Here is a 19,512-nt window from a genome sequence, read left to right as displayed (position 1 = left end):
GCGTTCCTATGTTCAAGGCCCTCAAGTTCCCGGGCGGCGGCGAAATTGGCATCGCGGCACTAGTGACCGCGATCATTTCGCTGATGATCCTGCCACTGCCGCCTGAACTGATCGACGTCTTGCTCGCACTCAACATCACCATCAGCGTCACGTTGCTGATGATCACAATGTATGTGCCCAACATCGTATCGTTGTCTGCGTTTCCGTCGCTACTGTTGCTCACGACACTCTACCGGCTGTCACTAAACATCGCATCGACCAAATCGATTCTGCTGCACGCCGAGGCCGGCCACATCATTGACAGCTTTGGCAAGCTGGTCGTGGGTGGCAATCTCGTAGTCGGGCTGGTCGTGTTCATTATCATCACGACCGTGCAGTTCATCGTGATCGCGAAAGGCTCGGAGCGGGTCGCCGAGGTTGGTGCTCGGTTCACACTTGACGCGATGCCTGGCAAGCAGATGAGCATTGACGCCGATCTGCGCGCAAACCTGCTGAGCCCAGAGGAAGCCCGGCACCGGCGCGCTACGCTTGCGATCGAAAGTCAGTTGCACGGCGGGATGGATGGCGCCATGAAGTTCGTGAAAGGCGACGCGATCGCGGGCCTCTTGATCACGACCATCAACATCGTCGCAGGCATCGCAGTGGGCGTCGAATATCACGGGATGAGCGCGAGCGAAGCGGCAAACCGCTTCTCAGTCCTGTCAGTTGGCGACGCAATGGTATCGCAGATCCCGTCTCTGCTACTGTCGGTTGCGGCAGGCGTGATGATCACGCGGGTAGCGGACGAGCGCAGCCACAAACCTCGCTCACTCGGCGAGGAAATCGGGCGGCAGCTCGGCTCTAGTTCGCGTGCACTGTATTTTGCCGCGCTGCTGCTGCTCGGTTTCGCGCTGGTTCCAGGTTTCCCCGTTGCGCTGTTCCTGTTGCTCTCCGCGATCCTTGCGTTCATCGCATACAAGCTGGATAGCGGAAGATCCTCGAACGGGCCCGCACCAGAAGGTCTGCAGGCAATGCAACGCTCTGGCGCTAAAGCCGACACGTCTGCAATCACGACGCGCGCGCCGCAGTTCGCATGCCCAATCGGTGTGCGTGTCGCACCCGATCTGATGCTGCGATTGGCCCTGCCCACGCTCGATCGGTCATTCGGCGCGGAACGCGAGCGACTACAGGAAGAACTGGGGTTACCGTTTCCCGGCATAACAATGTGGCCCCAAGCGGGCCTACCGGCAATGCACGCAGAGATCCTGATTCATGACGTGCCACATCTACTGATTGAGCTACCGATCGAACTTGTCATGTTACCAGTGCTCGAGCGCGTCGTGGCAGCGGCGCCGCTGTCAGACGACGACCTCCGACAACGCGAAGCTCTGGTCGCGAAGGGCAAGTCCCGCGCGCCAATCGCCCCTGGCGGACGACCGACCTTGTGGGTTCACAGCAGCGAAGTACCTGCGCGTATCCCGACGTGGGGCCCTGAACAAGTTATTGCACACGCTTCGGTCGCGCTGATGCGCCACCACGCGACTCAGTTCCTGGGCATCCAAGAGGTACAGTGGATCCTGGAGCAACTCGGCGACGATCACCCAGGACTCGTCGCAGAAGTTCAGAAAGTGCTTCCGCCGCAACGGATTGCCGACGTGTTGCGGCGCCTGCTGGAAGAACAGATCTCGATTCGCAACGTCCGCACCATCATGGAAAGCCTCATTACATGGGGACCGAAGGAAAAGGACATGCTGATGCTGACCGAGTATGTACGCGGCGACTTGTCGCGCCTTCTCGCACATCGCGCGACACGCGGCAAGCGCACACTGCCCGCCGTGCTGTTCGACCTGCCGATCGAACAGCACATCCGGCAGGCAATCAAGCAGACCCCAACAGGCAATTTCCTAGCGCTTGCGCCTGACGAGATCAGCCTGTTGATCGAGAAAATCCAAGCAGTCGTCGGTCCGGAGCCGACAGACGGCGTCGCACTCGTTACGTCGATGGACATTCGCCGCTATGTGCGCCGAATGATCGAGACGAAACTCAGCTGGCTGCCCGTGTACTCGTACCAGGAACTGGGCGAACACGTCGACCTGCACCCGATCGGCCGGATCATCATCTGACGCCCGCGCCACCGTGACACGCATTGACACCCGCGAAGTTCGCTCGCTGCCAGCCCCGGCCGACGCGGATCCATCACCCGCGCGCGGCGTACGGCGGTTTGACTACGCAGTGCTGCTGGCGGCTCGCCGCACGGTGGTGCGCCCAATGTCCGGGGCGCAACCAACATTGTGTCCGTCAGACAGTCGGTCCACCGAATCCGATCCCCCTTCCGCAAAGCCCGAAGACTATCGGCTGATCTCGAACGAACGCGACACGCCTTCGCCCGACGCCGGGCCGACACCCGCCGAGCTGGCCGAATGCCGCGCGATCTCTACGCGGATATCGAATACGGCCACGCCGATCGCGGCGGCTGCGCTGCGGGAACAACGCGATCATCTGAGCCTGCTTGGCGCGCTCTCGCGCGACATCACTGCGTTCTGCGGCAATGCCGCCGTCGCAGCCGGCGGACCGTGGGAAGCGCATATCGTGCTGAGCGAGCGAATCCTGGCATCCACCGAATTGCATATGACGCTTTCGCATTTCGACCTGCAGCTTCGGTTCGACACACAGGACTGCGACGCAAGACAGTTACTCTTAACCCATAGCACGGCCCTTGAACGCGATCTCGACTCGATACTGCGTGTCTGGGGGCAGTCGAAGGTCGTCCGCATCACGGTCTGGTAGCTGGTCCCGAGCGTCACGCCCGGCTATGCGGCGTGCTCAAGCAAATGTCAGCATTTCTCGACAAGGGTTGAAACTGATTCGGCATTCAATCATTCCCGATGGCGGGGTGCTCGCCGTGCCGTTGACGCTCCCAGCGTTCGACGCGGTGAGCGCACATGTGTCGCGGCGGCTGTTCGACGCACGCCTTCGGGTATGCCTTCTAAACATGCTCGGCGTGAGCGGACTCCGCTGCAGTTTCGTGACCGGTACACCCGAACATTCCGATCCGGCAATCGCGGAATTGCGGATCGACACACCGATCGGCCCAGCAACCGCTTATTTGTCGCTCGATCTTGAACACTATCCTGCGCTGTCGGTCTGCGTATCTCCCCAGGCACAGTCCGCCGACCCGCGGACGAGCCCAGAATTGACTCTGCGCAATGCTGTCGCGAATGTCTTGTGCGCGCCACTACTGCAATGTCTCGACTCACTCGCCCTGACAGGCGCGCAGATCGCAGCAGTTCGGCGCGGCGGGTTGCCAGCCTCGCCTCCCGGAAACGTGACCGTCGCGCTCTCGATCGAACTGCGCGGGAAACAACATGACGTATGCGTACGGCTGCCGGGCCACTGCATCGAGTGGCTGGACGAGTACCTGTTTCGAACAGCGCGGGCTGCGCGGTTCGACGCGTCGCTACGCCTGCCGGGCAGTCTAGTACTCGGCACAAGGCCGCTATCGATCAATACACTGCAGAGCCTACGCAGCGGCGACATTCTAATGCGCGCACTCGATCCGTCGTTTGACGTGACGTGGCTGCGTAGCGCAGACGGGAGGCGAGATGCCACGTCGCGACCCGTTGCGTTCGCCACATGGGGCAGTGCAGGCCTGGCGCGCTGTCGCGTCGCTGTGGCCATGCAACCCCGAATGATCACCTTGTTGAAGGAACCTGTGATGACGGAAAGCATTCTGCCTGGTGTGCAAGAGGCCGATCCGGGCACTCCGGACGACAAACGCGCCGTCGAAGTCGGCGAACTCGAGCTACCCGTGCAGTTCATCGTCGATACCGTGGCATTGACGATCGACGAAGTATCGTCGCTCTCGCCCGGCTACGTGATCGAGTTGCCGACCGCGATCGCGGATCTAACGCTCAAACTGGTTGCGCACGGCCAGACGATTGGCTATGGCGAGCTGGTCGGTATCGGCGAGCACGTCGGTATTCGCATTCTCCGCATGGCGCACGAGCATGATTCAATACAGTGACCTGTCCGGCCTGCTGCTAATCGTCGTCGCGATCGGCTTATTGCCATTTTTCGCGATGGTCGTGACGTCGTATGCGAAAGTGGTCATCGTGCTCGGCCTGCTGCGCAATGCGCTAGGTGTGCAGCAGGTACCGCCCAACATGGTGCTGAACGGCATCGCGATCCTGGTATCGGTGTACGTGATGGCACCCGTCGGCATGACGGCCGCGAAAACGCTGAGCGGCCAAACGATCTCCCCGCAATCGTCGCAGGCCGTGATCCAGGCAGCCGACGCCGCGCGCGAGCCGTTTCGCCAGTTTCTCATCAAGCATACGCAGGAGCGGGAAAAGCGCTTCTTTATGCGTTCGGCGGCTATCGTATGGCCTAAGGCGGAAGCACAGTCGCTACACGAGAACGATCTGATCGTGCTGGCGCCTGCATTCACGCTGACGGAGCTGACTGATGCGTTCAAGATTGGTTTCCTGCTTTACGTAACTTTCATCGTAATCGATCTGATCATCGCCAACGTACTGCTGTCAATGGGACTCAACCAGGTGTCGCCAACCAACGTAGCGATCCCGTGCAAGCTGCTTCTGTTCGTCGTGATGGACGGATGGTCGGCGCTGATTCACGGCCTCGTGCTGACCTACAAGTAATCGGAGTCGCCATGGACGTCGATTCACTGGTTCACGCCGCAACCCAGGGCATGCTGTTGTGCCTGACCGTGTCGCTGCCTGTCGTGATCGCAGCCGCAGCAGTTGGACTCATCGTGTCTTTTGTCCAGGCGATCACATCATTGCAGGACCAGTCGCTACCTTTCGCGATCAAGTTGGTCGCAGTAACAGTCGTGCTCGTGATTGTTGCACCGCTATCCTGCGCGGCGGTCCTGCATTTCGCAAACGAAATGATGCGCACGGCGTTTCCCACTTGAAGCGAGGTTAATATGAAACGCATTGCATCGCATTCTGCAGCGAACGCACAACAAGCGGCCGTAGCCGCGCACAAGAAGAACCCGAAGCCGCTGCGCGCGGGGCCCAATGGACAATTCGCGACGCTGTATCGAAGCACACGTTTCGCGTACGGCGGCCCGCCTGCGCAACATAGCACTGCGCAAACGCAACGCACGAGAAAAATGCTGGCCCAGCTTGCGCGCCGGCGCCGCCTCGGGCGCGGCAAGCAAGGCTCCGGCGAGACCGACGGCGCGGACAGCTCCAACGACGTCGATGGCCTGCCTGAATTCGACGTGCCGGGCGACATGCAAGAGCACCACGGTGGGCACGGTGGCGGGCGTGGCAATCACGGCGGCGACCGAGACGATGCAAACGACGCTGAGCCGACTACCGTCGCTTTTAAGAGCGGCCGTCGTCATGCGGCGGCCGCTCCAATCACCCCCCCGTTGCCGACGGAATCACCGGCCACGGCATCCCGTAGCACAGATCCAAATTCGCTACGTGAAGCCTGCACTCGCGAACTGCTCGCGTTGCAGAGCGAATTGACTGAGCAACAGGGGACCGAGCTCACCGCACGCGTGCATGCTTGGTCGACACGATGGCTGGGCATACAGCAAGCCGGCACGATGCTACCCGAAGCCGACATCAACACCCTGCGCACGCACGCGTCATCGCGGTCAAGCTCGGTGGACGATACAGCAACATTATCCGATGCGGCGCGCGACTTCAACCTGCTGGTCGGCTTGTTGCTGCGCCAGTTCGACCGTCATCGGACCTCACGCCAGCGTGCCATCGCACTGCATACATTGCGTGCGCTACGCCGCGAGCCGTAGTGAAACGGCGCCGAGCGAATGCTTCGTTGGCCCCGCGAAGTCTTCGCATCGCGGGTCGGCGCTACATTTTTAGCTCTACATAGACAGCGAGACGGACGACCCGCAGGTGGCACCGCCGATTCTACAACCGGACCTGATATCTATAGAACACCTCGGTCATGAAACAGTTACGCATACTGACGGGATTTCACGCTGGCGCGATGCTGCAGCTCGCGCCAGGACAGCATCGACTTCATGGCGATGCCAACGCTGATATCCGGTTAACGGATTGGACCGGCGCGGACGTGACCCTCGACGTCGATCCAACGGGCGTCGTCCGTGCCGTGACGCGCATGGATACGCAACTTGGCGATCCTGCAGAAACATTCGCGGCAGCGCCGACCCCGGACGACATGGTGATACTGATCGACTTTGTACCGATCCGGTTCGGCGACACGATTCTGTGCGTCGGACCCGACGATACGCCGTGGCCATCGGATCTCGACCTGCTGTCAACGCTGCTGACCGGACCGGCCGATGCACGGGCCGACGCCGACCGGCGCAAGCGTCGCCGCTACTATGGCGCGCTCGCCGCCTGCATTGCGCTTGGCCTCGCCGCCGGCACGATCGTGCTGCTTACCACGGCGCCCGATAGCGAGGCCGCTCTGCGACATAGCGCCGACTACCGGACCACGCGGATCCAGGATGCACTCGCGGCAGCACACATGCGCGAGCTACAGGTGCACTCGGTCGGTAACACCAGCGTGGTAACGGGCATGGTCGCAAACTTGTCCGACGATCAATTCGTCCGCTCGACGTTAGACAAGATTTCATCGAAGGACATCGTGCGCAGCTACGACGTCGCCCAAAACGTAGTGCACAGCATAGAGGATTCGCTCGGCATCGCTGGCGTGCGCGTCAAGTACTTGGGTAACGGCGAATTCTCGATTACCGGTAGCGTCGACAGCAAGGACACACTCGACAAGGCGGTGACGCGCATACGCGCCGACCTCAGCTCAAACATCCGACGGCTTGTCGTTCAGGTGGTCGAGAATCCCGACCGCGTCCCCTTAGTTACCGAGCAATACTCGGAGATCGTGTCGTCCGACACGGTGCAGTACACACAGACACTTGACGGCATCAAACACATCTACGTCTCAGAGGTGCCCGTGGATCCTGCACCGGCATCCGATGTGCTGATCGCCTCCGATGCTGCGGTGCCTTCCGTCGACAGCAGTACGATCGCACGCAGCGCCGAGCAGGTGCGGGCTGTGTCCCGCCCGACCACACCAGCCCACTGATTTTCCACCGATCTCGACAGGACACCCGACATGTACGAGCCCATCACGCCCTACGCCCAGCAGTTCGACAACCTTTCCGCGATCCTCAAGAATCCGGACGCAGCGCCCATCATCGTGAAGATTCAGAGCGCGCTCGCCGAGATCGCCGAAAACGTGAACCACATCACACCTACTTCCAATGTCGATATCCGAAACATCGCGACGCTTTACCGAGGCCTGCTTGCAGCATCCCGCATAATCGACCAGATCAGGCGTATGTAGCGTCCACCGCTCCAGTCCGGAACAGGATACAGCGCTATGATCGATCAAGAACGGCGCGCCGGCGTTGCCATCTCTTTTCGAGATGCGCCACCGTCGTAGATCCCATAGGAAGTGCAATATCAGAATCGAAGAGCATCGCCCTACCCGTCTAGACGAACAAAGTCGTCACAATGGACACTTCGATCAACTGCATCGCAATAATCTAGCGATGCGATTTGTAAGCCGAAGCGACTCTTCCGGTGGAGCAACGGTCGCGTCTAGTCGCGCAATCTTGCGGGAGTTGCTACGCTGGTTGCGACTTCAACACCTGCAGATTGACGCACATGAAAAATCCTTGCTACCTTAAACTTGTTGCTCAATTCTGCTCAGTCGTCGGCCTTCACGACACAGAATACATTCAGGAAACCGGATTGATTGAAGTCGAGGGCTTTGGCGTACGTCTGGAACACTTCGATCATGACCAAGGTGCAATCTATGCGAACTTTCACTTCGGCACCATCACGGCAGGCCGTACCCTGCATATTTTCAGGCTAATGCTAGAAGCGAATTTGCTAATCTATGCGCAAGATCAAGCTCAACTCGGCCTGGAATTGGAAACAAGCTCCATTGTTCTCGTCCTGCGACTTCCTTTTGATCCGGATTTTGGCGGCGAAGAACTTGCTGACTTGTTGGTCCACTACGCCAATCACGGCCACTATTGGCGGCAGAATATCATCGAGACCAGTGACGAGATGTTCGACGGCATCGCGTCTGGAAATTTTCTCTGGTTGCGGGCGTAGCGCCACATTTTTTACTCCACGCGGCACTCTGATAGATATCGACTCCATTATCCGCGAGCATCATGATTTTCAGAGTCATGAATTTTTAATTTTATCGTCCATTCCAATTTAATAAAAAATCACCAATTCATATTAAATTTTTTACACTTCAAAATTAAACATACCCTCTGTCAAGGGAGGGAGTTCTCAGCCCCCTCCCACATTTACATCATTGATTTTTAGCAATATCCTTCAGACCACTCGTCGCAGACGTAATCGAGTTTGCAACGGCCGATGCCGCATTCACTTTGGCATTCTCCATTGCCATCTGTGTTTGAGCTTTTGCCGTAGCTTCCATAATGAGTGATTGCGAATTCGTTTGCGAACTAATGTCGCCAAGTACCTGCGCCGTACCGCCCGCTGTATTCGCCCCCCCCGCCAACATGCCTCCAATGTTTGCACCAGTAGTCACCGAATTTACGATACCCATAACACTCTCCTTTGTTAACAGAAAATACATCCCAACCATACAAGTCACGCAACAACACAGACATCGAATACAAAAAAAGCATCACTTAAAAATATGTGAAACCTAAAAAAATGACTTGTTACTATAGTTCCTCGTTATCGTCCAATTTTCTACCCACTTCCAAGTTATTCTCATCACCGATAACTTGACGAGCATACTGCATGTCTTTTCCATCCCCGACACCCCGATAGGCAGCCAAGCCCTTCTGCAACGCTGCGCCGTTTGCCATAGGATGGTCGGCGCTCCCCCCGCTATCTACGATATGGGATCGCAACTCAAACGCCCCGGCGACTACATTGTCGTGAGGATCGGACATACTAAGTTGCGACGGTTCTTTTCCTGTTGCGGCCTTGATATTTGCCTTGTCTTGTGCGCTCAATGTTGGAATTACATCGCGCTGCCATCGTTCATCACTGATTTGCATCAGGCTTCGATCGGTGGTTCCATCCATATTTCTGCTGTCTTCCTTCGAACTACCATCGCCCCGTGATTCCGCCCATATCTGTGCACCAATTAAATTTGGGTCAAGATGGGTAAGATTTGCTGCCTTCTGAATATCAGGCGACCATTGCTGAAGGGCTGAGTTTTCTCCGACATTAAATGAGCTATTCGCCATAGGCCCTACATTTGAACTGGCTGCTGGGGATAATTCAGCCGACCTGGGGGCCACCATATGATTGGCGGCATTGGAGGTTTGATGCCGATGACGATGCTTATCTTCCTTCGGATGGTTTAAGCCATCCCTGCTCCTTACGGAATTCGTACAATCGGTATGACATCTATCATCTCGATTCGAACTGGCACTATGTTTGTGCTGCCGGCGGAAGTCTTCAGCGTCAATATGCTCTTTAATCTTTGACGAAAAATGACCAGCATCGATAGACGGGACACTTCGCATGCTGGTTGACGAAGGCTCGCCACTTCCGACTCTATCAACGGGCATCGAACAATTACTACGATCAACTGAAAATTTTGATGACATATCTCAATTCCAATTATCCGCGACGAGAATTAACCAAGTCCTTGGATGAATTTCAGCAAACAAAACTCACGAGGTACAACATCGATAATGAAATTCAAGTCTCATCAGACCCTGGCAGCGTCAACACCAACGACTCAAATTATGAGTTCGATTGGGGATCACCAACGCCAGCAATATTCATTAAATTGCCCGCATCGTTTGAGTAATTTCCTATCGTGGCAGCCAAGTTTAAATCTCTACTCAATGAAATACCATCGATAGCCGAGCCTGCAGCATCAACTCCACCACGCGCCGCAATTTCACTTGCCATCAATTCGGGAGCGGCTTCCGGAGCAAGAAACATGGTTGCGTCCTGGGCCACTCCTTGAAGCACGTGACCTACCTCTGAAAGAAAACCACCTAAATTTCCGTGTAGCAGATCGTTCACTCCCACCACAGTCGATGTCACTGGAGAAACTACGCTCTGCATTACGCTTCCCACCGTATTTTCAAATTTATCAAATCCCTTCGCACCTCGCGACGAACCACGATATAACGTGTCCGTTCCAAACGCTTGAGAAAACGCCTGATCCTCTTGGCTGCTAACCTTGCCCTTGCCGAAACTACCTACCTGGCTACCAAGTAACTGCGCATCTTGGTCGCTAAACTTATTTGGAGCGCGACCGCCACTTTCTTCATTCTTCAACGCAATCATGTCGTCGACCATTGCATTTCCATCGCCCTTGGCCGCATCCGACTGAAACTTCTGAGCAAGTTCGGGATCGGCGTCGACCATATCCTGCATCGCCTGCTGCGTTCCATGTTGCAACGCCGGTTGCGCCGCAGTGAGAATGTCTTCCGGTTTTTTTGAAGTTTTATCTTGAACACCTTTGACAACTGCCCCGATTGGCGTAAAGCTTTCAAATGCCTTCAAAATTGCATGACCGGCACGTGTTTGTCCACCTTTAATATAGCTTCCACCTAGCGCTTCTTTAGCTTCGTTTCTGATTGCACCATTGATTTTCCCACCGCCGTTATCATTGGCAAGTTTTTGCGCCCCGGAGACTGCCGCGACCGCCTGCTGCTTTGTAAACGCCCCTTCCTTGTAGGCCTGAAGCTCATCCTTGACCAATTCATTTCCGTTACCACTCTTTGCGTCTTTTATCGTTTTGGCAAATAGCGTCGGATCCTTCTGCTGGAGTGACGTCATACCCTGTTCGAGATCAGTACTTCCGGCAGAGTCGCCCTTGTTTGGCGCGTCCGTTCCCGACGGAAGCGGACCATTACCCTCTGCACGCGGTGTGCCTAGACCATGCTCCGGGAGTGACGCACCAATTTGCATCGGCATGCCATGAACGAAAATCACCGTCGGCGAAATTGAGGGGGAACCCACACCACCATCCACGGCTGGACCTTCCGCGAAACCAGACGATGGCTCCTTCAAAACTTGTGACGATACGCCTATCGTCGAGAATTTCCCGGATAACCGACCCAATGCACCTTGTGCAACGCTGACAACTGCCTGGTACATTGATTGATCTGCACTCCCTTCTGCTCTAGATATGTTTTCGCTACCTTGTAGGGACGATTCAGCAACCCCGCCTACTTCTGCGGGCAGAGACACGTGATTCGACGTGACAGGTGTATTCATCGGGACGCTCCCGGTCGAAGAGGAAAGGGACAGTCATATAGCTACGCATAGTAGGATTTTAAATTTTTCAAAATCCGTCACGCACGAACAAAGATGTTCAAAAACGAATTCATTCCGTTTTGTTAATAATTAATCGTACTTTGATCTGATTCACCTCCCATCCACATGGTTTGACATCGTTCAATTCGTTGTTCATAAATGCTCAGAGCTGCACTTCCGATCAATATTCATCGCGCAAGATTATTTAGTAGGCGATAATCCGTGGCGTTATCAGAAATACACGCTCCATGTGCTTGTGAGATTGATCTGTATTCCTAAATAATGCACCGACCAATGGAATCTTCGACAACCAAGGCACCCGTGCAACACTATTCGAATCGCTGTCAGTGCTGTAACCAGCGATCAGCAAGCTCTCGCCCTCGCCGACAAACGCTTGCGTGTTGATCTCGCTGCTCGTGATCGACGGCACCCCCAGCACATCATATTCGTGACCGAGCAGCTGACCATCCTCAATATGCACGTCTAGCTTGATCCGCGTCGCTCCATTGTCCTGCACGACCATCGGCAGAACCCTCAGCGACACGCCAGTCGACACCGAATAAAGGTCGCCGGATGTATAGCCCTGAACAGGTACGAAGAAGCGCGTCTTGTTGTCCATCACCGCTTCGATATTGTCGAGTGTCGCGACTTTGGGACTCGCCTCGATTCTGACTTCTGACGTCGATTCCATCGCCGTGATCCGCGCGAGCAGATAGCGCCCCGCGTTGCCGAGCACTGCCGTGATCGCGCCTCCGACCGGCGTTGCCGCGACGGACGTGATGCCATCGGACAACTTCGTCACGCCGAAGTTCGGACTGATGTTGCCGTTGTAGCCATTCTGCTGGAGCCCGCCGGAGCCAGTCTGCAGGTCGACGTGACTATTGTGTGCACGCCAGTCCACGCCAATCTGTCGGAGCAGGTCGCTGTTTATCTCGATAATGTGCGCCTCAATCTCTATCAGATTTGGACGCGTATCTAATTGCTCGATCAACGGTGCATAGAGTCCAATGCGCTGTGGCGTGTCGCGGATCAGCACCGAGTTGGTTGTCGGATCGGCCTCCACGACGGGCAGGTTCTGATCGCCCTGTCCAGTATCTGTCGCCACGCCACTCTGCGTCCCGTCTGTCACTGCTCCACTCTTACCGCCGCTTGATTGAACTCCGCCGAATAGCCCGCTGATCAAACTACGAGGAGCGTCGCCTCCTGCCATACCCAGCGGCAGTGGCGGCATCATCGGCGTACCGCCCGAGGTGCCACCGCTCGCATCAGGCATCGTCGACAGGCGCTGCATGCCGCCAATCATCGATACTGGTTTAGCGCCTGTCGTGCCGGCCGGAGACGGGTGGTAGAGATTGGATACGATCGTCGCGACGCCCGGCACGACGACATTCTTACCTTCGAGCTGGACATTGTGGTCGGCTGCCCAAGCACTACTCAACTTGAACGCGCGCACCACGGTGCCATTCGAACGCTGCATACTCTCGTCAAGATGCTTCGCGACGCCAGCTACCATCTGCACATACTGCGGTGGACCACTGATGATCACTGTCCGTGCACTGCTGTCATAGGTCAACGGAAAGCGCTTGTCGTCGAGTCGCATGCTATGCAAAGTGGCATTGAGATCACTAATCGACGCGTTATCGAGCCGGAGAATTTGCCGAGTGGTGTCGTTCGCGTTACTGATCGACATCACGCTGCCGTCGTAGAACCACACGAAACCAAACGTCGCGGCAAGCGTATCGAGGATACGTTGCGGCGGCATATCAAAGCGTCCGGTCACGGTGCCCTGGACATTGTCGGCAATTGATGCGGTCACGCCCTGGCTCGCGAGCAGGTCACGCAATACGTCCTTAAGATCCTTGCCCTCGGCTGTCACATGTGCGGCGCTACTACGCCAGCGCACCGTGTCCGCATACGCCGATCCCATGATTCCCGTTCCGATCACCCACACAGCGCACACCGCGAGAAATATCGTCCTCGATCCCATCGTTATTTGCGTCCTTCTTATAAGATTAATTTATTTAGTATTGCTGTTATTTACGTGTACGAGACGGCGCTTCGTCGAAGTGTTTTCGGTAAGTCTTGGTCATTACCGACCGATCCAGCACGCCCCAACGGTTCCCAATCGCAAGGATTTTTCCGTTAGAGTCCACGCTGTCAACGAGTTCCGAACGAATGCGCTCCATGCGCAGGTGACGAACAAGCTCGGTCGGAGACATGTTGAGAAATTGCTTGAATGCGCCCTGCAATGCACGCTCGGTCACACCGATCTCGGCTGCGATATCGCTGACGGACAGATCTGCATGTTCGAGGTTTTCGAGTAGGAAGTTGTATGCTCGTCGATAGCGGGCAGGAAGCCGAGCCCCAATGTCATCGAGTTGCGCCATCTCGCGAACCTTACGCTCAATAAATGGCACTCGGGACGATAGGGCTTCGCGCACACTTCCCATCGACATCAACGCATATCGGCTGTAGACCTGCTGCGCCTCCTGCAGTCTCCCCTGCATCTGCAGAGTTTTCGCGACACAGTACAAGTACTCAATCTGCTGATGTCCCGAAACGCCCATCTGGCCGCTGGACAGAGGCTCAAGAATCACTTCCACGGCCTGTACTGCATCACGAGTCAGCATCGCAAGCGCAACCTCGAGTCGCAGCGTTCTCTGGTATTCATTCAAGCTCTGAACTCGAGCCCAGTTCACATGCTTCAGGAGCCCGTCGATCGCTTGCCATTCAGTACCAGTCGCATTACTTACTTGGTCCAGGTAATCGGCACGAAGACGCAGCAGAGGAATTCGAACGCATGTACTACCGATATGGCGCTGGCCACTATTCGCGTGAACGAGTGGCATGGCATGCACCGGATGGGCGTGCATTGCGCTGGATTGCCAGTAAACATGGTCCTGAAGCGCCGCCGACGAGCGCAATTCAAATTGCGCTGAGATATCGAATTTTAGAACCGTGAGCAACTCTTGCCACGCTACCACTGTACACGCCGACGCATGATCGGCCAACACGAACAGTTCTTCCAATTCCGCGAGTGCCTCGGAAATTCGCCCCAATTCATGAAGCACGAATACGATACCAACACGCACTTCAAGCATTCGATCAGGCGACACGTCACTCTCGTCCGCTGCTCGACCGAAACAGGCAAGCGCGGTATTGAGGCGATGGCGAAAGAGCGCTTGCCACGCAGCATTCCGGCAGGACTCGACGCGCATTTCTTGCCGAGACCTACTTCTCCTTAACCGCTGGACGGCGCGATACGCCTCCTCGGCCTCCGTTCCGTTGCCTGTTACAAGCTGCATGTCTGCGTGCAATTGCAAGCTTAGCGTGTTATCTGGAACATCGGCCCAGCGGCTTGCGACCTGGCGAGCAGTAACAATCTCGCCCTTGAAAAGGAGTATCCCAAAACGCTCATGCTCGGCTACAAACTCTGACGCCCCCAAATAAGCAACCAATGGGAAATATAAAGAAGAAAACATGTCGAATTCCAATGCAAACAGGCAGGGAAGTCTATATCTTCGAACCAATCGTCAATTTGAATGCTTCTCGCAAGAAAACCATTCACTGCCCCCAAAATAGATGAGATTTCTGTAAACTCTGAACTCCAATGTTTGGGATAGCGTAACCCCGCACAGCCGTGCAATTTCGCTTTTAATTGCATCACATCGCTTTTTGAGACAAATAGACAAGCTATTTGAGTCAAAACAAGCTGTCTGGGGCGGCCGGAGATTCGTAGACACGCACGAGCCGCTTAGCCCATAGCGACGCCCAACTCTAAAAGTGACAGATCGCCAGCGGAGCCGTGCTGGCGAATAGTGTTGTAGAACGTTCCTATGCGATGGAAGACACCCGGTAATCCCTCCCAAAAACCGGTGTGATCAGGAGTAGAATTTTCTCGTTGAGGGAGTTCTACAGCATGAAGAAATCGAGATTCACGGACAGCCAGATCATGGACGCGCTCAAGCGCGTGGAATCGGGGCTGTCGGTGCCGGACCTGTGCCGGGAACTGGGCATCAGCACGGCGACGTTCTACAAATGGCGCTCGAAGTACGGCGGCATGGACGTCTCGCTGATCGCGCGGATGAAGGAATTGGAGGCCGAGAATGCTCGGTTGCGCAAGATGTACGTCGAGGAGAAGATCAAGGCCGAGATCGTGGCGGAGGCCCTCGCAAAAAAGACTGAGGCCATCTTGCCGGCGTGAGATGGCCATGCATGCGGTGTCCAGCCGGGGCATTTCGATCCGACTGGCATGCGAGGCATTTGGGATCAGCCAGGCCTGTTATCGGTACGTCAGTCGGCGCAGTGCCGAGAACGACGAGATTGCAAACTGGCTGCTGCGCCTGACGGACAACCATCGGAACCGGGGCTTCGGGTTGTGCTTCCTGTACCTGCGCAACGTGAAGGGCTTCTGCTGGAATCACAAGCGCGTGTACCGGATCTATCGCGAACTGGAACTGAACCTGCGGATCAAGCCGCGCAAGCGGCTGGTCAGGCAGGTACCGGAGCCGCTGGCGGTGCCGTGCGCCGTCAACCAGGTCTGGTCGACGGACTTCATGCACGACCAACTGGCCGACGGACGCAGCATCCGGCTGTTCAATGTGAGCGACGACTTCAATCGCGAGGCACTCGGCATCGAGATCGACTTCTCATTGCCATCGGAACGCGTGATCCGTGCGTTGCGGCAGATCATCGGATGGCGCGGCAGACCCAAGGCGATTCGGTGCGATAACGGGCCCGAGTACCTGAGCGCAGCAATCATCGAATGGGCCCGACAGTACGGCATCAGGCTCGACTACATCCAGCCGGGCAAGCTGCAGCAAAATGCGTATGTCTAACGATTCAACCGGACCGTGCGGTACGAATGGCTGTCGCAGTACCACTGGGAAGACTTGGACCACGTGCAGCGCTTCGCGACCGATTGGATGTGGACTTACAATCACGACCGCCCGAACATGGCCCTGGGCGAATTTATGCCAAAGCAGCGGTTGGCAATGGCCGCTTAGTTTCTACTTCTGAACCCCGTGGAAAACGGGGGGATTACCGGTCATGCCAGTGAAAAGTTGCCAGGTTTCGAACTGCGTCGCGAGCTGCTTGCGATAGAGCGACGCGCGTAGCACATGACGTTTGAGCGCGAAGCGTTGCCGAATTGGGCCGAAGCACGACAAGAATACCTGCGTGCGCTGCGGATCTCGAAACCCACGCATGCGACGCTCGCGTTCGCGGGTAGGCTGATGACTGTTCTCGACGCGGTTGTTCACGCGCGCTGCGGTTTTGACAAATACATGCTTCACCCTCGCGAGTTCCGGAATGTCGGCCTTGGACGCCGGATAGCTGCGTAGCTGATCGGTGACGATCATGCGCGGTGCCGGGCAGGCGCGCAGCACTCGCAGGAGGAAACGTTTGGCGGCGACTTTGTCGCGACGCTTCTGCAACAGCACATCGAGTTCGGCACCATGTTCGTCGACGGCGCGCCACAGCAGATAGGGCTCGCCGCGCAGCGACACCCCCATCTCGTCGAGATGCCAGGTGCTGCCTGGCTTGCGCCGGGCGGCCTTGACGCGATGGGCGAACCCCGTACCGAACTTGTCGCACCAGCGGCGGATCGTCTCATGGCTGACGATCACGCGGCGCCCGAACAGCCACTCCTCGATATCACGCAGGCTCAGCTGGAAGCGGAAATACCCACGCACGACCTGACTGATAATGGCCGCCGGGAATCGATGTCCGCGATAGAGCGATTGCTTTTTCATTTCGACATCCTACGCTACCGACCATCTCCTCAACGTGACAATGCCGAATACCGTGCCCCGGTATCGATCGGCGAAACCGGGGCGTCCAATGTCTGCATTTGAAACTATCGCGTCACACTGTAATCAACCTAAAAATTGACCAATGGTGTCGCATTTTCCTCTTCGGTCAGGTGTATGCAGTCCGATGCATACTGCATCGGACTGCAGTTCGTGTCGTCAACTATTTTACCGAGAAGCGACGTTTCGCATCCTTCTCTTCTTCCACAATCGGATATCGCCCCGTCTGTGCTACGCGTCTCGCCAGATAAACCTCAGCTTGCTCCTGCGGTGTCATCTTGAATTTTACATCGCTTTGTCCTTTATCATCCTTCGCTATGAATTCCGGATTTTGCTCAATCATGTTGTCGTAGCTAGAATTCGCTTGATGATTTTCGTTGTCTTGTTTGTCGAAACTTTCGCTCTGCCGATTCTGCGCGGCATATTGATGCGCATACCCAAGCTGATTGAGCTGAATTGCATTCGACAAATTGGTGCATTTTACGGTCTCTGGATCGAACAGTGCGGTACGTTGGGAGTTTAAGAAATTCTCGCTAGATTTGAAACCACTATATTTACTCTTGTCGAATTTATCTAAAAAATTTCCCTTAAATTTGCGCTTAGAGGGCCACACCCCGGTTCCTGCGTGGTTTTCATGGTCTTCGCGTCGTTCGTAATAAGCGAGTCCTTTGTTCTCTATTTTTCTTGCAGCTTCTTTCTCTTCTTTTCGAGCCGGGTCCTCAGGATTACGCGACGGGCCCTTAGGACCTTTCAGCACGGCGAAAGCAATAACGTGCTCCGATGTGTGCGTTTTACCTTTATTTGGGATATCAAAACAGCACCGATCGACATCGCGGTTTGAGTATGTGCCATTGGATTTCAGCTCAGAGAATATAGCCTCTTGCGGATTAGGATTTTTTATTTTTGCGAGTGTTATCGAGTCGGAGGCGCCAGATATATCGGCGCTGCATTTCGACGAAGTGTCCGATGTCAGCGACGTGTGAACATAAGAGTGATTGGATTCGGTGCCGAGTTTCACGAGAGGGCCCTCCAAGTCAACGGGTGACTCTCTATTCCACCATGCCGTATCCGCATGGTGTCCGTGTAACGCGAAGCATTGATGGTGCATGCGAAATGTGCCGCGCTCCCGTCTGTGATGCCCGTCGGTCGATAGAGCGGCCCCACGTATCTGAGGACACGAGGGCTCTCTTACAATAAGGGATAGTCTTGTGCCTATCAGTAAGCCTAGTCATTACGTGGAAAGCATCGAAATGCTGACCGAGCCGGAGCGCCGTCGTCACCGCACGGCGCAGGAAAAAATCGCCATCGTGCAGGAAACGCTGGAGCCGGGAGCATCGGTGTCGGCCGTGGCACGTCGACACGGCGTCAACGCCAATCAAGTGTTCGGCTGGCGTACGCAATACCAGGAAGGCAGCCTGGCGGCTGTGAAGGCAGGCGAAACCGTTGTGCCTGTATCTGAATTGGCCGCTGCCATCAAGGAAATCAAGGAGCTGCAACGGCTACTCGGGAAGAAGACGCTGGAGGTCGAAATCCTGAAAGAAGCCGTGGAATGGGGCCGTCCAAAAAACCTGATTACGCGCTCGCCCTTGCCACCAGGGGACGACCGATGACGACGGTCTGCGAAGTTCTCGGCGTGGCGCGCTCTGCCGTGGCGGTGAAGCGAGTTCGCTCGTTTGACTGGCGCGATGGCCGCCGTGCCCGGCGTGACTGACGATGCTGGGTTGGTCGAGGAAATTCGAGGGCACGTGGCGCACCTCCCGACCTACGGATATCGGCATATCTGGGCGCTGCTGCGCCGTAGTCGAGAGCAGACTGGCGCACCGTGCGTCAACGCCAAGCGCGTGTATCGGGTCATGGTGAGCACCAGTTGCTGCTGCGTCGTCCGGGCGTGCGGCGAGATAAGCGGTGGCACGACGGTCGCGTGACCGTGGACAGAAGCAATACTCGCTGGTGCTCTGACGGCTTCGAGTTCAGGTGTGACGATGGCATGCCGCTGCGCGTGACGTTCGCACTAGATTGCTGCGACCGGGAGGCGATTAGCTGGGTTGCTACGACCGGTGGGCATAGCGGCGACGTGGTGCGAGACGTGATGCTGGCTGCCGTCGAGCAGCGCTTCGGTGCCACGCAGGCGGCGCAACCCATCGAATGGCTGACGGACAACGGCTCGGCCTACGTCGACCGTCGCACGCGCAGCTTCGCGCGCGAGCTGGGCCTGGAGCCGCTGGCCACGCCCGGACGTTCGCCATAGAGCAATGGCATGGCCGAGTCGTTCGTGAAGACGATGAAGCACAATTATGTCGCGTATATGGACAAGCCAGACGCGCCAACGGCGCTTTCGCGTCTGGCTGGAGTTGACCCTGTAACTCAGGACACAGCGTCACACTAAGAAGTCTTAACAAGATGACGTTTGGGGGGCTGTTTACTTCCGATTGTTCCTGTTAACCTGATCGTTGTTTCGA

At 56.3% G+C, this 19,512-nt stretch carries 16 protein-coding genes and 2 pseudogenes; 11 read left to right on the top strand and 7 right to left on the bottom strand.

The features are described from left to right. Positions 1-8: 8 nt before the first annotated feature. From sctV to RZR99_RS29520, 9 genes are all read left to right on the top strand, one after another. On the top strand, positions 9-2,102 hold the full coding sequence (sctV, locus tag RZR99_RS29560; protein WP_323123317.1) for a type III secretion system export apparatus subunit SctV: 2,094 nt from the start codon (positions 9-11) through the stop codon (positions 2,100-2,102). Positions 2,103-2,115: 13 nt separating this feature from the next. Beyond that, positions 2,116-2,766 (top strand): type III secretion system protein SctP, encoded by a 651-nt coding sequence (gene sctP, locus RZR99_RS29555; RefSeq protein ID WP_323123316.1) that lies wholly within the window; start codon positions 2,116-2,118, stop codon positions 2,764-2,766. 67 nt (positions 2,767-2,833) lie between these two features. Then, positions 2,834-4,003, top strand: a complete 1,170-nt coding sequence (gene sctQ / locus RZR99_RS29550; protein ID WP_323123315.1) for a type III secretion system cytoplasmic ring protein SctQ — start codon at positions 2,834-2,836, stop codon at positions 4,001-4,003. After that, positions 3,987-4,637 carry a type III secretion system export apparatus subunit SctR gene (sctR, locus tag RZR99_RS29545; protein ID WP_323123330.1) on the top strand — a complete coding sequence of 217 codons (651 nt, stop codon included), beginning with the start codon at positions 3,987-3,989 and terminating at the stop codon, positions 4,635-4,637. The genes sctQ and sctR overlap by 17 nt, the downstream gene beginning before the upstream one ends. Before the next feature lie 11 nt (positions 4,638-4,648). Beyond that, on the top strand, positions 4,649-4,912 hold the full coding sequence (gene sctS / locus RZR99_RS29540; protein ID WP_323123314.1) for a type III secretion system export apparatus subunit SctS: 264 nt from the start codon (positions 4,649-4,651) through the stop codon (positions 4,910-4,912). A gap of 12 nt (positions 4,913-4,924) precedes the next feature. Continuing rightward, positions 4,925-5,764, top strand: a complete 840-nt coding sequence (locus RZR99_RS29535; RefSeq protein WP_323123313.1) for a hypothetical protein — start codon at positions 4,925-4,927, stop codon at positions 5,762-5,764. A gap of 158 nt (positions 5,765-5,922) precedes the next feature. Further along, the gene (locus tag RZR99_RS29530) at positions 5,923-7,044 is read left to right on the top strand and encodes a secretion protein (RefSeq protein WP_323123312.1); all 1,122 of its coding nucleotides are present in this window, start codon (positions 5,923-5,925) and stop codon (positions 7,042-7,044) included. 30 nt (positions 7,045-7,074) lie between these two features. Beyond that, positions 7,075-7,305 carry a type III secretion protein gene (locus RZR99_RS29525; RefSeq protein ID WP_323123311.1) on the top strand — a complete coding sequence of 77 codons (231 nt, stop codon included), beginning with the start codon at positions 7,075-7,077 and terminating at the stop codon, positions 7,303-7,305. A gap of 323 nt (positions 7,306-7,628) precedes the next feature. After that, positions 7,629-8,084, top strand: coding sequence for a CesT family type III secretion system chaperone (locus RZR99_RS29520; protein WP_323123310.1), 456 nt, complete (start codon positions 7,629-7,631; stop codon positions 8,082-8,084). 208 nt (positions 8,085-8,292) lie between these two features. On the opposite strand, the gene RZR99_RS29515 is transcribed toward RZR99_RS29520, so the two are convergent. From RZR99_RS29515 to RZR99_RS29495, 5 genes are all read right to left on the bottom strand, one after another. Further along, entirely contained in the window at positions 8,293-8,553 is a 261-nt protein-coding gene (locus RZR99_RS29515; RefSeq protein ID WP_323123309.1) for a hypothetical protein, read from the bottom strand. Positions 8,554-8,674: 121 nt separating this feature from the next. After that, a complete protein-coding gene (locus RZR99_RS29510; RefSeq protein WP_323123308.1) occupies positions 8,675-9,574 on the bottom strand; it encodes a lysozyme family protein in 900 nt (299 codons plus the stop codon). Between the two features lie 139 nt (positions 9,575-9,713). Next, the gene (locus RZR99_RS29505; RefSeq protein ID WP_323123307.1) at positions 9,714-11,204 is read right to left on the bottom strand and encodes a hypothetical protein; all 1,491 of its coding nucleotides are present in this window, start codon (positions 11,202-11,204) and stop codon (positions 9,714-9,716) included. A 244-nt stretch (positions 11,205-11,448) separates the two neighbouring features. Continuing rightward, the gene (gene sctC / locus RZR99_RS29500; protein ID WP_323123306.1) at positions 11,449-13,170 is read right to left on the bottom strand and encodes a type III secretion system outer membrane ring subunit SctC; all 1,722 of its coding nucleotides are present in this window, start codon (positions 13,168-13,170) and stop codon (positions 11,449-11,451) included. A gap of 106 nt (positions 13,171-13,276) precedes the next feature. After that, positions 13,277-14,725, bottom strand: a complete 1,449-nt coding sequence (locus RZR99_RS29495; RefSeq protein ID WP_323123305.1) for a helix-turn-helix transcriptional regulator — start codon at positions 14,723-14,725, stop codon at positions 13,277-13,279. A gap of 437 nt (positions 14,726-15,162) precedes the next feature. On the opposite strand from RZR99_RS29495, the pseudogene RZR99_RS29490 reads away from it, so the two are divergent. Next, a pseudogene (locus tag RZR99_RS29490) lies at positions 15,163-16,249 on the top strand (IS3 family transposase). Positions 16,250-16,252: 3 nt separating this feature from the next. On the opposite strand, the gene RZR99_RS29485 reads toward RZR99_RS29490, so the two are convergent. Beyond that, complete coding sequence (locus RZR99_RS29485) at positions 16,253-16,996, bottom strand: IS6 family transposase (RefSeq protein WP_323123304.1); 744 nt, start codon at positions 16,994-16,996, stop codon at positions 16,253-16,255. A 220-nt stretch (positions 16,997-17,216) separates the two neighbouring features. Then, positions 17,217-18,071, bottom strand: coding sequence for a hypothetical protein (locus RZR99_RS29480; RefSeq protein WP_323123303.1), 855 nt, complete (start codon positions 18,069-18,071; stop codon positions 17,217-17,219). 232 nt (positions 18,072-18,303) lie between these two features. On the opposite strand from RZR99_RS29480, the pseudogene RZR99_RS29475 reads away from it, so the two are divergent. Then, positions 18,304-19,400 (top strand): annotated as a pseudogene (locus RZR99_RS29475) (IS3 family transposase); the annotation flags it as partial. Positions 19,401-19,512 lie beyond the last annotated feature (112 nt).

It is taken from the genome of Burkholderia alba (assembly GCF_034721475.1).
In the GTDB taxonomy this organism is placed as follows: domain Bacteria; phylum Pseudomonadota; class Gammaproteobacteria; order Burkholderiales; family Burkholderiaceae; genus Burkholderia; species Burkholderia alba.
Note: the sequence above shows the minus strand (reverse complement) of the source record. Positions and strands in the feature narration are given on the sequence as shown.

Excerpts from the sequence above, each read along its gene's own strand:
- sctV (WP_323123317.1), top strand. The coding sequence starts at position 9 with ATGTTCAAGGCCCTCAAGTTCCCGGGCGGCGGCGAAATTGGCATCGCG.
- sctR (WP_323123330.1), top strand. The coding sequence starts at position 3,987 with ATGATTCAATACAGTGACCTGTCCGGCCTGCTGCTAATCGTCGTCGCG.
- sctS (WP_323123314.1), top strand. The coding sequence starts at position 4,649 with ATGGACGTCGATTCACTGGTTCACGCCGCAACCCAGGGCATGCTGTTG.
- RZR99_RS29535 (WP_323123313.1), top strand. The coding sequence starts at position 4,925 with ATGAAACGCATTGCATCGCATTCTGCAGCGAACGCACAACAAGCGGCC.
- RZR99_RS29530 (WP_323123312.1), top strand. The coding sequence starts at position 5,923 with ATGAAACAGTTACGCATACTGACGGGATTTCACGCTGGCGCGATGCTG.
- RZR99_RS29525 (WP_323123311.1), top strand. The coding sequence starts at position 7,075 with ATGTACGAGCCCATCACGCCCTACGCCCAGCAGTTCGACAACCTTTCC.
- RZR99_RS29520 (WP_323123310.1), top strand. The coding sequence starts at position 7,629 with ATGAAAAATCCTTGCTACCTTAAACTTGTTGCTCAATTCTGCTCAGTC.
- RZR99_RS29515 (WP_323123309.1), bottom strand. The coding sequence starts at position 8,553 with ATGGGTATCGTAAATTCGGTGACTACTGGTGCAAACATTGGAGGCATG.
- RZR99_RS29510 (WP_323123308.1), bottom strand. The coding sequence starts at position 9,574 with ATGTCATCAAAATTTTCAGTTGATCGTAGTAATTGTTCGATGCCCGTT.
- RZR99_RS29505 (WP_323123307.1), bottom strand. The coding sequence starts at position 11,204 with ATGAATACACCTGTCACGTCGAATCACGTGTCTCTGCCCGCAGAAGTA.
- sctC (WP_323123306.1), bottom strand. The coding sequence starts at position 13,170 with ATGGGATCGGCGTATGCGGACACGGTGCGCTGGCGTAGTAGCGCCGCA.
- RZR99_RS29495 (WP_323123305.1), bottom strand. The coding sequence starts at position 14,725 with ATGTTTTCTTCTTTATATTTCCCATTGGTTGCTTATTTGGGGGCGTCA.
- RZR99_RS29485 (WP_323123304.1), bottom strand. The coding sequence starts at position 16,996 with ATGAAAAAGCAATCGCTCTATCGCGGACATCGATTCCCGGCGGCCATT.